Genomic DNA, 13,761 nt, shown 5'->3' with positions numbered 1-13,761 from the left:
TCAGTATTTTATAAATTTACAAACAATTTTTCGCGCCAAAAGAGGGGCAAAGATACAAAAAGTTATCCACAAAAACAAATAAATCATCTCATTTTGAGGCTCTTAAAATAAGAGAGGCTGCCCAGATATGAGCAACCCCTCCACAACACAAGCTAATCTTATGATTATTTCACAATAACCTTATAAGATTTTATTTTTGATTTAGTTTCTATTTTGATAATATATACTCCTGTAGGAAGCGAAGATGTATCAATCCCTGTATGGGCATTCAACTGATCTGTTTTAACCACCTGTCCCTGTGCGGAGAACAGCGTGTAAATCCCTTCTTCTGCTGATGTAATTCTAATATTATCCCCCGCTTTTACCGGGTTCGGATATATTTTTATATCATGCACAGTATCGGTGATTTCCGTTGCAGTGATTTTTGCAGCAACATTGGAAGCTTTCAGCAGTGAAGCATAAGGCGAAAGCGGAGAATTTGGAGATCCCCTCTTTACAGGATCTGTATCTACAACTGCCTGGATACCATCTTTATCTTTATCATCGATAGTAGAAATGAATCCGCCACCTAAAGTATCAAGATTTCCTTTTCCGATCTGATAAAGGTCAAGTTCTGAACCATTGGAAGTTATATCCAGAAAATCCGGCTTATCATCTCCATCTGTATTTTTGACCGGATACTTCAATACTCCTGAGTCAGGTGATGTTTCAAGAATGTCTGCGATTCCGTTTTTACCTACCGGAACATTGGCATCGATCACTCCATTATGGTCCGCATCAATCTGATTAATTACAGAGGCAGGAATTCCGGATTCGAATAAATCTAAAATACCGTCATTATCGGAATCAAGATCAAGGTAATTCGGAACTGAATCACCAAGCACAGGTGTTAAAAGAATATCTCCTTCATTATCATCATCCTGAAACTTGCCGTTTTTATCAAAATCTTCTACAGCATCAGGGATTCCGTCATTATCAGAATCCAGATCACAGGCATCTACGATACCATCACCGTCCGTATCCAATAGAGGCGACTTGTCATTGACAGCTGTACATCCTTCGGCACAGTCAGGAATTCCATTTCCGTTATTATCTATGTTGTCATCACCTCCGTTACATTGGTCGAAACAATTTGGAACACCATCATTATCATCATCCCTGCTTGCAAAAGCATTGTAGATATAATAGTTCTGAGGGATTCGAATTGCCGTCCCACTGTTGAAAGTAATCTTCATGCGGTTAAAAGGTTTTGTCGCCTTTCCTCCCACATAGAATTTATTGGAGCTTGCAGTAAAGAAATTCCCACTGATAAGACTTCCTGAACTTGTAAAAGTATCCGTCAATGTATTTCCGTTGTATAATGTCACAGTAATATTTTCCAGAACGCTTACTCCTAGGAGATTTCCTGCTTTTTCCACGGTGAACCCAGCCACTGTGTTGACAGGAAGTACAGCATTGCTGCTTACTGTTGCAAATGCTGAGAAAAGACTCAAAACAGATGCAGCAGGAACAGTAGCAGTTGCATAATTGGATGGGTTATTATCCACGATAGCCTCCGGGCTGGTCATTTTAGCCAGAATAAGTCCGAGAAATCCAGGGCCTGATGTCCAGTTAGTTCCTGTCACCAAATTTCCGGGAACAGCAGAACCACTGGTCTGAATTTTATCATCACATTCACAGGTAACAGGTTCCTCAAAAGCATAATACACTTTTAAGGCTCCTAAATTAAACCCTAATGTTTGAGTGACTTTTAATCTCACCTCGTTGAAAGGTTTAGTCGTAGTCAGTGCTACTTTCTGTTTTCCTGAACCATATCCGAGTACTTTAATATTGATCAGTCCTCCGCCATCAGAAAGCTGTTTTGAATCCTGAAGCTGCCCGAAAAGATAAGTTTCTATGGTAATATTTTTCAAAAATTCAGCACTCAGCAGTTTTCCCTGGTCATCTGGTTCTATCACAAAACCAGCCTTGTTTCCTGCAGGATACACCTGATTCTTATCAAGAACTCCCACTGAATAAGAGCCCAGTAATCCTACTGGAAGAACAATGGAACCATAAGAGTTTTTATCACCATCGCCAATTCTCTCTTTATTCTGAACATAGGAAAGCGGCGCCAGAAAACTGCTGCTTCCGGAAACATTCCCGTCCACTCCGCTACCCGCAATAATATCATCGCAAATACCATTATTATCCGCAGGTACTTTTGCAGGATCAAATGCAAATGCATAGTACACGTTCATTGCACTGAAAACAGAAAGAACATTCGTCTGATACAGTCTTACTTCATCAAATTCTTTTGATGTTTTAAAGTGCAGAAATATCCTGTTTTTACTTCCTCCAAATGCAGGAACCGATAAAAGTGTACTGCTTGTAGTGGTCTCCTGAAGTACACCATTTTTATAAGTACTGATTCTCAAAGAGCTTAACAGATCAACTGTAATAAAGCTTGTTCCGAGGTCTACGTTGAACCCTGTAATATATCCCGCCGGATATGTTGTATTTTTATTTTTTACAGAGATTCCGTTTCCGCTTAAAAGTGAAGCGAAATTCCCCATGCTTACGCTGTTGTCAAGACTGGCATCCACTACAGGATTCATACTCCCGTTATAACATGCAAGACAAATCCCTGAGTTGTTGACAGGTTTTGCCTCTACGCCCATCCCTCGGATCGGCTCATAGCCCTGCTGCGCAAATAATACCGCAGACATCATCAATGTCATGAGCATCGCAGCTAACTTTTCGAATAATTTTCTGGTCATTTTTTATTTTTTTAAGGTTTGTGTTTTTCTTTCGACTAGTACAAGGCTTTCCAGTTACTTCCGTTACAGCCTTCATGGGCCTTAATTGTTGCATTATATCGGATGGCACCTTCTTCAGCAGCAGTGCATGACGAATTAGCTGCTGAAGCAATTCCTTTCATCTGAACTGCCGCACCTGTAGAGGTCGCTGCAGTAGGAATCATATTAATTCCTACTATTGTATCTGTTCCGTTATTCTTATTAAAGAAAACATGTTCTTTATTAGCGTAAACCATCTGACCTGCTGCTGCCTGACCTGAGAAGCCTATTGCGAACGCTTCTGTTCCATTGGCCGTATTAGCAGAACCAACAGCGATATTATTCAACGATGTTGTATTTCCGCTTCCAATGGCAATTCCTCCGCTATTTATATGATTATTCCCAACTGTAAGCCCTGTCAGACCTGTTACTGTGTTAAGATTTCCGAACACTAAGTTATTGGGTCCGGTAGCAGTATTGTTATTTCCTATTATCTTGGCACCATTATTCGCTGTGTTTCCCAATCCTATAGCTACAGCCGGGAAATTTCCCTGTGCAGATACTGTATTATCTTTTCCCAGTGCAATATTGGAAGATGAACTGTTGGTAAGTACATTATTCGATCCCCATGTAAATGAGGCGTAAGCCCCTGATGCCGAATTAGAATTTCCTCCCTGTAAAGTACCGTTTACATCCAATATCCCTTTCACATTCTTCTGAGTAGCCAAAACCAGATTCTGCCCATCATTCGTACCAAGATAATTACCTGTACTGATATTGGATCCTAATGTTGCTGCCGTTGCTGTTGTTCCGGTATTTCCTGCCGTACGCCAGCTTCCGCTTAAACCGCTCCACTTGATACCATCAAAATAATAATAACCAGGCGAGAGGACCTCTGCAGTCTGTCCGGCTGGTGAGGTTTCTGCCACAGTAACATATACAATTGCACCGGTTTGGGCAGTGGTATAATTTTTAGCCTTTAGTTCTACTCCTGTGAGTCTTGGGGCAATCAGCCCATCAAGTTTAGCAGCATTGGAAGGCGATCCTACGATATCAAATGTTGCCTGAGGTTGACCTGTATTAATCCCTACCTGCGCTATTAATGGCAAACTTGCAGATAAAAGGGCTAATGTGAATAATTTGTTTTTCATTTCTAATGTATTTGTTTTTTATTTCTGAGTTGTAATGGAAAGGACAATTTTAAAGCGTTCTCATTTGGATTAAAAAATGAAAAATGATATTGGTTTCAGAAAACGCTGAAAATTGTTAGAAATATTAAAGAATAAAAGTATGGCTTGGTTTGTCGGGAATCTTGATGATAAACTTAAAACCATCAATAAGCTGAATAGAGTTCACATAAAATTTTCTGACCATTTGAGATGTCAAAAAAATATTTAATTTATAGTTTAACAATGAGTAAGCCCATTTACTTTGTATAACCCCAAGTTTTAATGCTTTAAGAACAGATATACAAATATTAGTTTTGCAGAAAAATAAAAGGTGGTATCCCGGGCTGTTGCAATAGAATCCGCAGTCTGTTTTCTGACCGTCAGACATATAATGCAGAACTGAAAGATCATTTTCATTTTCATTTCCAGACCATTGATAAGCCGGAAAATCATTTGAACACCGATGATCATTCGTACCTGTACAGTGAGGGAGTTCTATCTTACCAATCGTTACAGATATTAACTTAGTGTTGAATTTCCCTACAGCCGCCAGCAGCAATAAAAATGCTATCCTGTGACCATAAGAAAGAAAATAATTTCTATCCAATTATGTTGTGTTTTTTCAATACAAATATAATACTTTTTCAATAAAACAAAATATTTATTAATAAAAAACATGACAAAACAAAATAAAATCAAATAATAAATAAAATAACCATACAATAATTACAAAATAATCAATCATAATAAAATATCACCAAATAAGAACTAATCATATTAAAATACAATTATCGATTAAGGTACAGATTTACAGGATATTACAACAACAAAAAAAGCCCGGGCAATTTGCCCGGGCTTCTATATTTATAATAAAATTGAAATTATTTCAATTCTACTTCAGCACCAGCTTCTTCTAATTGCTTCTTAAGAGCTTCAGCTTCGTCTTTAGAAACACCTTGCTTAATTGCAGCAGGAGCTCCGTCTACGATATCTTTAGCTTCTTTAAGACCAGCACCAGTTAAATCTTTTACTAATTTAACGATAGCTAATTTAGAAGCACCTGCAGACTTAAGAATTACGTCGAATTCAGTCTTTTCTTCAGCAGCTTCACCTGCAGCTCCACCTGCAACTACTACAGCAGCAGCAGCTGGCTCAATTCCGTACTCATCCTTAAGGATAGCAGCTAATTCGTTTACGTCTTTTACAGTTAGGTTTACTAGCGTTTCAGCTAAATTTTTTAAATCTGACATTGTTGTAATGTTTTTGTTGATTATTTATTTAATTTTTTGAGTGTAATTATTCAGCACTTGTTTCTTCAGTGCTTTCTGCAGCAGCTTCCGGAGCTTCGGCAGCAGGAGTTTCTTCTACTACAGGAGCAGCTTCTTCAGCTTGAGCTTCTACAGTTTCAGATTTGTTTTGAAGAGCAGAAACAACTCTCTGGATTGGAGACTGAAGTAATCCGATGATTTCACCGATCATTTCTTCTCTAGACTTGATGTTAGCCAACATATCTAGGTTGTTGTCACCAACGTAGAAAGTTTCCTGAACAAAAGCAGACTTTAAAGCTGGCTTTTCTTCTTTCTTTCTGAATCCTTGGATCAATTTCGCAGGAGCGTTTGCTGTTTCAGCAATCATTAACGCTGAGTTTCCTTTGAAAGATGGGAACATTTCAGAGTAATCTACTCCTTCAATTTGCTCCATTGCTTTTTGTAAAAGTGTATTTTTTACCACTTTCACTTTGATATTTTGCTTGAAAGCCTGTCTTCTGAAATCTGAAGATTTACCAGCGTTCAAACCTTCTAAATCTGCTACGTATACTACTTTTGCATCCTGAAGCAAATCTTTGATCTCTTGTATTGCTACAACTTTTTGGTCTTTTGTCATTGTCTTAAGGATTATTATTAGTTAACAGATTTAGTATCAATTGCAATACCTGGGCTCATTGTAGAAGACAAATAGATGCTCTTCACATAAGTTCCTTTAGCAGCAGTTGGTTTCATTTTGATCAATGTCTGGATTAATTCCTGAGCATTTTCTTTGATCTTAGCAGCATCGAAAGATACTTTACCGATACCAGCATGGATGATACCATACTTATCTACTTTGAAATCAATTTTACCTGCTTTAACTTCAGTTACTGCTTTACCAATTTCCATTGTTACAGTTCCTGATTTAGGGTTTGGCATTAATCCTCTTGGACCTAATACTCTACCTAATGGACCTAATTTACCCATTACAGCTGGCATCGTAACGATAACGTCAACGTCTGTCCAACCTTCTTTGATTTTTTGTAAATATTCGTCAAGACCTACATAGTCAGCACCAGCAGCTTTAGCTTCTGCTTCTTTATCCGGAGTTACAAGAGCTAATACTTTAACATCTTTTCCAGTTCCGTGAGGAAGAGATACAACACCTCTTACCATTTGGTTTGCTTTTCTAGGGTCTACTCCTAATCTTACAGCGATATCTACAGATGCATCAAACTTTGTAGTGTTCACTTCTTTTACAAGAGCTGAACCTTCTTCAAGGTTATAGAATCTTCCTTTTTCTACTTTGCTTAAAGCTTCTTTTTGCTTTTTAGTTAATTTTGCCATTTCTTTAAGTTTTAAGCGTTAGTTGGTTTTGTTCCTGTTACTCTTAATCCCATAGATCTAGCAGTACCTGCAACCATAGAAAGAGCAGAGTCCATTGTAAAACAGTTAAGATCCGCCATTTTATCTTCAGCGATTTTCTTTACCTGCTCCCAAGTTACAGAACCTACTTTGTTTCTGTTTGGTTCACCGGAACCTCCTTTGATTTTAGCCGCATCCATTAACTGGATTGCTGCAGGTGGAGTTTTAATAACGAATTCAAAAGATTTGTCCTCGTATACTGTAATTACTACAGGTAAAACTTGCCCTGGCTTATCTTGGGTTCTCCCGTTAAATTGCTTACAAAACTCCATGATGTTCACACCTGCAGAACCCAATGCTGGACCTACTGGTGGAGAAGGGTTAGCTGCGCCACCTTTCACCTGAAGCTTTACCATTTTAAAGACTTTCTTAGCCATTGTTTGTTTTTTAAATTTGAATAATTAATGAGTTTGGAAGCATTTATTATTCAGCAGGTTATTGTACTCACCTATAATAAACCTACTTTTTGGACTGCAAAAGTATAAAATATTTTTGAAATAGCAAATGGAAATTGCTGATTTTTAAAAAGTTTTATAAAATAGTTTTTTGACAGAAATAATTTCTAAGGTATTTTGAAATTTAACGTTTGAGCAATTTTAATCAAATACTCCTTAATAAATAAAAACGGCTATTTAAATTGTAAATAGCCGTTTCATATATTCTTGACTGCAAAAAAATTTAAAAACCTGATGGTTTGTTAATCGTTTGGGTAGAACCGTCATTCCCGCCAAGATCGGCATTGATATCGTTGATATTTTGCTTTTCGATCAATCTTTTATATGCCATCAGATACAGGTCCACAGTAAAGTTATTGTAAGTTCTTGAGGGAGTAGGACTTGTTGCAATAATCCTGCTGTCTGTAAATCTTGCTCTGATATGCCATGTACCGTTGCTTTTGAACGCAACAACGTCAGGTGATCCCTGTTTGTTATCATTGACCCCATTATCACCATAATCAAGCATTACGCTGGTAGTCCCGTCATTCAACTTGAATGAATAGTTATGAAGTACAACAAGGAAATTATTGGCATCTATCTTTGTGTCATAATCTGTAATTCCTGTACCCGGAACTCCGGTAAGAGTAAGTTTCAGATAATTAAACAATCCACTGCTTTCCAAAGCCGGGTCATATAATTGCAAGGCATTCTGTGAAGTTGCCAGGAAGCTACCTCCCGACATAGTTGGTTCACCCGGATTTCTCAGATATAAAGAATTCGTATATGTTTTTCCATTAACGTCAAGGGTTTCTGCAGGGTTTGCTGTATTGATCCCTACTTTTCCTTTCTGGGCATTCAGAAATATTCCCAGACACATGATTATTGTGATATAAATTTTTCTTTTCATAGTTGTTTATTGAAGCCCCAGAGGGGTATTAGTTGAAACTCCTGAATAACCAGGTGATGCTGAAGCAGAAACAGAACCGTTAAAAGTTCCCCAGTCTTTAACCAAGGACTTTTCAAAGACATTCAAACTCAGCGTCCATGTTCCGTTCTGAGATGAAACAGTTCCGGCACCTTTAAAAGCTAAATTAATAGCATGATAACTTTTACCCCCACTGGTCACCTGTGTAACTTCTGTAGAATAAGAGCCAAATGACTTTGGGTTTGTCGTCGTATTCGCTGCAGAAACCGCTGCCGTAAAAACAGCCCCTGTAATAGCCACTACATATTTACCTGCTTCTAATCCCGTATTAAGGTTCACAACTTCATCCTGCCTCACATTTTTCAATACAACATTATACATATTTACAGGAGCTACATTACGGAGCGATATATCCAGCAGCTTAACCTTACCTACCGGTGAGCTGTCTTTTGAACGGGTAAGCAGAAGATAATCTCCACCCGCCTTTGTATTTTCAGTATCTATTAAATAAGATTCCACTAATGTTTCACCTTCAACATCCAGAGTTCCTTTTGGAGTATTAGTATTGATTCCTACTTGAGCATTTATGCTTAAAGCAGCAAAACCCGTAAAGAGTATCGCAATAATTTTTTTCATACAATTTATGTTTTTATTGAATTAAAGGAGCCGCAGCAGCACCCGTTGCTGAAGCATTAAGGTTTTGTGTAGTATTGAAATCTTTGGCATAAGATCTGTCAAACACCAGCAGGTTCAGTGTCCAAACTCCTGTTGGAAGCGATGAATCCGGGGAGAATCCATGATAATCTGCTTTCAGCTTCCATGTTCCTCCTGAAGAATATGCAAAAATCTGAGGTACAGGGGTAAACCAGTCACCAGAAAAAGTTCTTGTAGGCTGTGTAAAACCAAAAGAAGAAATTACCACCAGAAATTTTTTAGAATTGATTTTTGTATCAAACTGATTGACCCAATCCTTGTCTGCAGGATCACAGGTAATTTTGAACTGAATAAGGTTAATTGGTGCCGGTGAATTAGGCACAAAAGAGTCATTGTACGCTGTAATTTTGTTTTCAGGAGCTGGAGATTTGATAATGAAAGTGTAATTCTCATCTGTCTTCAGCTTTTCCATAGGCTGCTTGAAAACAATTCCGGATGTCTTCATAGTACCATTCACGGTAAGTTCTTTTTCCGGTGTCGCAGTATTGATACCAACCTGAGCATTTGCGAGCACAGATGTTCCCACCAGAGTGATCAGCGAAATAATTTTTGTCATTGGGTTATGTGTTTATATAAGACTTGTGTTTTTAACTCATCCGCATTTTTATATTCCTTAGTTAATAAACATAGAATTCTTCTACAACTGTAATCAGTGTATAAAAGAAAAAATATAAAAATTTATGGATTAGTTAACAGCTTGGTTGCAAGAAGCATGCCATCGGAAAGATCATCAGATCATAGAAAAACATTTCGGGAAACACGAACAGATAAAATCCCATAATGGGGATAAATAAATTAAAGCAAATCGCACTATAGAAGCATACTTCAGATATCAAAATTTATAATACGAATAGAATAACACAAATAAACTTAAAAAAACTTAATCCCTAAAAATGGAAATTTATTCTTTATATTCGATTATGATTTAAAAGAAACAAAGTGATTACCCGGTAAAATCAGAAATTATTTAAAAAACTATTGTATATAAAAGCAAAAAAAGACCGCTTTACAGCAGTCTTTTTATATCTTGATAAAAATAAGTTACACTTATACTTTTTCTACTTGCATGTAGCTCAATTCCATTGGAGTTTTTCTACCGAAGATCAATACTGAAACTTCAATTTTCTTTTTGTCTTCAAGAATCTTCTCAACCGTACCATTGAATCCGTTGAAAGGTCCATCGATTACTTTAACGTTTTCTCCAACTACATAAGGAATTTCAACATCACTTGCAAATTCAGAAAGTTCATCCATTCTTCCCAACATTCTGTTCACTTCTGATTTTCTCATTGGAACAGGATCTCCTCCTTTTGTTAAACTTAAGAAAGAAATAACTCCGGGAATATTTTTGATAACGTGAGGAATCTCTCCCATCAGGTCAGCTTCAATCATCAGGTAACCAGGATAATAAGGTCTTTCTTTAGGAACTTTTTTACCGTTTCTAATCTGGATTACCTTTTCCATAGGAATAACCACTTGAGTAACGTACTGCTCAAACCCTAAACGTTTGATTTCTGTCTCAATATAGTTTTTCACTTTATTTTCCTGTCCGCTGATAGCTTTCAGCACATACCATTTCAATTCGCTCATTATGGGAAAATACTTAATTATTAATTGAACAAGTTGATTAGCATTCCTATTATGTTGCTGATTGCTTTTGAAAACAATTCATCAACTCCAAAGGTAAATAATGCCAGAATCACTGTCGCAATAGTCACTACAATGGTAGATGACTGAAGGTCAGTCCATTTTGGCCATTCAACTTTATGTCTGAATTCGTTATAAGAACCTTTTAAAAAATCGACAAATGAACTCATAATTTATATTTGCACGGGCACAAGGATTCGAACCCTGATCAACGGTTTTGGAGACCGGTATCCTACCATTGGACGATGCCCGTAGTTAAAAAAAGCTCCGTAAAGAGTGTTCCTTACGGAAGCTTTTTTATATTGTTTTAGATGTGGATTAGTCGATGATTTCAGTTACCTGACCTGCACCTACTGTTCTACCACCTTCTCTGATCGCGAATCTAAGACCCTCGTTAAGAGCGATTGGCTGAAGTAATTCAACAGTGATTGTTAAGTTATCACCAGGCATTACCATTTCTACACCTTCTGGTAAGAAGATCTCACCTGTAACGTCAGTAGTTCTTACATAGAACTGAGGACGGTATTTGTTGTGGAATGGAGTGTGACGTCCACCTTCTTCTTTAGAAAGGATATAAACCTCAGCTTTGAATTTTTTGTGTGGCTTAACTGAATCTTTCTTAGCGATAACCATACCTCTCTTGATGTCAGTTTTTTCAATACCTCTCAACAATAGACCTACGTTATCACCAGCTTCACCTCTGTCTAGGATTTTTCTGAACATCTCAACCCCTGTAATAGTAGAAGTTAATTTTTCATCACCCATACCAACGATATCAACTGGATCTCCAGTGTTGATAACACCAGCCTCGATTCTACCAGTTGCTACAGTACCTCTACCTGTAATAGAGAATACGTCTTCGATTGGCATCAAGAATGGCTTATCCTGATCTCTAACAGGCTGCTCGATCCAAGTATCAACTGCATCCATTAATTCTTCAACAGTCTTAACCCACTTCTCGTCTCCGTTAAGAGCACCAAGAGCAGATCCTTGGATTACTGGAGAGTTATCTCCGTCATATTCGTAAGTAGATAATAAATCTCTAAGTTCAAGTTCAACAAGCTCTAAAAGCTCAGCATCATCCACCATGTCAACTTTGTTCATGAAAACAACGATTCTTGGTACGTTTACCTGACGGCAAAGTAGGATGTGCTCTCTAGTTTGAGGCATTGGTCCATCAGTTGCAGCACATACTAAGATAGCTCCATCCATCTGAGCAGCACCAGTTACCATGTTCTTAACATAGTCAGCGTGACCTGGACAGTCAACGTGTGCATAGTGTCTGTTTTCAGTTTCGTACTCGATGTGAGCTGTATTAATAGTGATACCTCTTTCTTTTTCTTCTGGAGCAGAGTCAATAGCAGAGAAGTCTTTTTTCTCAGCAAGACCTTTGTTAGCTAATACACTACTGATAGCTGCAGTAAGTGTAGTTTTACCATGGTCAACGTGACCAATAGTACCAATGTTCAAGTGTGGTTTGTTACGATTAAACGTTTCCTTTGCCATGATTTAAAATTATTTATTTATTGTTTTTCAAATTTTCGGTGTGCAAATATAATGAATTTTTAAATACCAAAAACTTTTTATTAAAAAAACTTTCAATATTCACATCCAAATGAAGTACAAACCTTATATTTCAATGTATTGAGATTGCAAATTTACACAAATTTCTCAATTTAAAAAATCATTGTCCTACCTTTTCACCAATTTATAAAGTATCTCTTTAATTCTGAATTATATAAATTGATCAGAAAATACTCCTTAAAAAAATATTCAGGAAAAACCATGAAGCCTATTTTCTCGTAAATATCAGATATAAACCATTAAAATTAATATTATGAGAAAATTATTACAAGTATTCACGATGCTTTTAAGCATTTCTTTTTTGCTTTCATGCAAAGATTCCGATGACATGATGATTCCGGATATGAATATTCAGGGGCCGGATCTTATGGTATACGGGATTACCGGCAATAATGAGCTGGTGTCTTTTAATGCCAACAATCCCAAAGTATTTGTTTCCAAAACAGCTGTTTCCGGAATTTCTTCCGGGGAAAAACTGCTCAGCATTGACTTCAGGCCTGCTACCGGAGAGCTTTATGCCTTGTCAAGCGCCAGCAAACTGTATATCATCAACCCAACAACCATCTCTGCCAGGGTCGTAAGCGCAACATCTTTCACACCTGCCATTTCAGGGAGTGTGGTTTCCATAGACTTTAATCCTACTGTAGACAGAATCCGTATGGTGAGCAATACCGGACAGAATCTCAGAATTCATCCTGAAACAGGAGCTGTTGTTGCAACCGACATGAACATCAACGGAGCAGGTACTCCATCAATAGCAGGAGTAGCCTATACCAACAGCAAATCAGGAGCATCCACTACTGTACTTTATGATATTGATATGGCTTCCGGTAAGCTATTCAAGCAAGACCCTCCCAATAATGGTACTTTGGTAGAAATAGGCACTTTGGGAACAACCTTTACAGGACAGGCTGCTTTTGATATAAAATATGATAACAGTGCCGCACTGCTTGCATTAAACAACAGCCTGCACCTTCTGGATCTCAATAATGGCAAGGCAACCCCTATCGGAATGCTCCAGCAGCAGATTATTGACCTTGCAATCCCAACTGAAGCAGTAGCCTATGCTGTGGATAATTCCAATAATCTACAGATCTTTAACCCCAACAATCCGATGCCGGTAACAAAAATGATTTCAGGCCTGCAAAGCGGGGAAAACATTTTAGGTATTGATTTCAGACCTGCCAACGGACAACTCTATGCATTAGGAAGCTCAAGCAGACTTTATACCATCAATCTAGGAACGGGAGCAGCTACATCTGTAGGCAGTTCTGCTTTCCCTACTCTACTTTCAGGAACGGATTTTGGATTTGATTTTAATCCTGTTGTTGACAAAATACGCGTAGTCAGCAATACGGGGCAAAATCTCAGACTTGATCCTGTTACAGGCGGGATTACTGCAACCGACGCTATTCTTAACCCAGGAAGTCCAATGATAAGTGCAGCAGCCTATACCAATAACTCTGCAGGAGCTTCTGCAACCACCTTGTTTGTCATTGATCATAATACGGATAATCTTTACCAGCAAAACCCTCCCAACAATGGAACACTCACCGAAACAGGAGCGCTAGGAATCAATATATCCAGCGCCAATGGATTTGATATAGGAAGCATGAGCCAAAAAGCTTATCTGATGGCAACAGTAGGAACAGCAACAAAAATCTACAGTGTCAATACCTCAACAGGAGCAGCCACGCCGGTTTCAGATTTCCCGAATGCAGTAAGAGGATTTACTGTCGGATTAGGATTTTAAACTCATCATATTTTATTTCAATAGCAGACTCCCCCGGACCTGGATCCGGGGGAGTCTTTTTACAAATATATAATGAAAGAATA

General features: G+C 37.9%; 14 protein-coding genes and 1 tRNA gene. 1 reads left to right on the top strand and 14 read right to left on the bottom strand.

Going from position 1 to position 13,761, the window contains the following annotated elements:
• Positions 1–164: 164 nt before the first annotated feature.
• From CRS_RS09125 to tuf, 14 genes are all read right to left on the bottom strand, one after another.
• Complete coding sequence (locus CRS_RS09125) at positions 165–2,759, bottom strand: T9SS type A sorting domain-containing protein (protein WP_142723730.1); 2,595 nt, start codon at positions 2,757–2,759, stop codon at positions 165–167.
• A 35-nt stretch (positions 2,760–2,794) separates the two neighbouring features.
• The gene (locus tag CRS_RS09120) at positions 2,795–3,928 is read right to left on the bottom strand and encodes a hypothetical protein (protein WP_142723729.1); all 1,134 of its coding nucleotides are present in this window, start codon (positions 3,926–3,928) and stop codon (positions 2,795–2,797) included.
• 124 nt (positions 3,929–4,052) lie between these two features.
• A complete protein-coding gene (locus CRS_RS09115; protein WP_142723728.1) occupies positions 4,053–4,553 on the bottom strand; it encodes a hypothetical protein in 501 nt (166 codons plus the stop codon).
• Positions 4,554–4,827: 274 nt separating this feature from the next.
• Complete coding sequence (rplL, locus tag CRS_RS09110; RefSeq protein WP_142723727.1) at positions 4,828–5,196, bottom strand: 50S ribosomal protein L7/L12; 369 nt, start codon at positions 5,194–5,196, stop codon at positions 4,828–4,830.
• A gap of 46 nt (positions 5,197–5,242) precedes the next feature.
• The gene (gene rplJ, locus CRS_RS09105; protein ID WP_062675819.1) at positions 5,243–5,830 is read right to left on the bottom strand and encodes a 50S ribosomal protein L10; all 588 of its coding nucleotides are present in this window, start codon (positions 5,828–5,830) and stop codon (positions 5,243–5,245) included.
• A 17-nt stretch (positions 5,831–5,847) separates the two neighbouring features.
• On the bottom strand, positions 5,848–6,540 hold the full coding sequence (gene rplA / locus CRS_RS09100) for a 50S ribosomal protein L1 (RefSeq protein WP_142723726.1): 693 nt from the start codon (positions 6,538–6,540) through the stop codon (positions 5,848–5,850).
• A gap of 11 nt (positions 6,541–6,551) precedes the next feature.
• On the bottom strand, positions 6,552–6,995 hold the full coding sequence (rplK, locus tag CRS_RS09095; protein ID WP_047435399.1) for a 50S ribosomal protein L11: 444 nt from the start codon (positions 6,993–6,995) through the stop codon (positions 6,552–6,554).
• A gap of 301 nt (positions 6,996–7,296) precedes the next feature.
• Positions 7,297–7,962 (bottom strand): hypothetical protein, encoded by a 666-nt coding sequence (locus tag CRS_RS09090; RefSeq protein ID WP_142723725.1) that lies wholly within the window; start codon positions 7,960–7,962, stop codon positions 7,297–7,299.
• Positions 7,963–7,968: 6 nt separating this feature from the next.
• Positions 7,969–8,616, bottom strand: a complete 648-nt coding sequence (locus CRS_RS09085; protein WP_142723724.1) for a hypothetical protein — start codon at positions 8,614–8,616, stop codon at positions 7,969–7,971.
• 13 nt (positions 8,617–8,629) lie between these two features.
• Positions 8,630–9,250 (bottom strand): hypothetical protein, encoded by a 621-nt coding sequence (locus CRS_RS09080; RefSeq protein WP_142723723.1) that lies wholly within the window; start codon positions 9,248–9,250, stop codon positions 8,630–8,632.
• Positions 9,251–9,741: 491 nt separating this feature from the next.
• Positions 9,742–10,284 carry a transcription termination/antitermination protein NusG gene (gene nusG, locus CRS_RS09075; protein ID WP_002976412.1) on the bottom strand — a complete coding sequence of 181 codons (543 nt, stop codon included), beginning with the start codon at positions 10,282–10,284 and terminating at the stop codon, positions 9,742–9,744.
• A gap of 20 nt (positions 10,285–10,304) precedes the next feature.
• Complete coding sequence (gene secE, locus CRS_RS09070; protein WP_142723722.1) at positions 10,305–10,511, bottom strand: preprotein translocase subunit SecE; 207 nt, start codon at positions 10,509–10,511, stop codon at positions 10,305–10,307.
• Positions 10,512–10,523: 12 nt separating this feature from the next.
• Positions 10,524–10,594: transfer RNA gene (locus CRS_RS09065), tRNA-Trp, on the bottom strand.
• Between the two features lie 65 nt (positions 10,595–10,659).
• Positions 10,660–11,847 carry an elongation factor Tu gene (tuf, locus tag CRS_RS09060; RefSeq protein ID WP_034693176.1) on the bottom strand — a complete coding sequence of 396 codons (1,188 nt, stop codon included), beginning with the start codon at positions 11,845–11,847 and terminating at the stop codon, positions 10,660–10,662.
• 331 nt (positions 11,848–12,178) lie between these two features.
• Here tuf and CRS_RS09055 point away from each other — a divergent pair, with 331 nt between their 5' ends.
• Positions 12,179–13,678 carry a DUF4394 domain-containing protein gene (locus tag CRS_RS09055; protein WP_142723721.1) on the top strand — a complete coding sequence of 500 codons (1,500 nt, stop codon included), beginning with the start codon at positions 12,179–12,181 and terminating at the stop codon, positions 13,676–13,678.
• Positions 13,679–13,761 lie beyond the last annotated feature (83 nt).

It is taken from the genome of Chryseobacterium sp. ON_d1, assembly GCF_006829085.1.
In the GTDB taxonomy this organism is placed as follows: Bacteria; Bacteroidota; Bacteroidia; order Flavobacteriales; family Weeksellaceae; genus Chryseobacterium.
The sequence above is the reverse complement of the archived record's forward strand: the minus strand, read 5'-3'. Positions and strand labels throughout refer to the sequence as shown.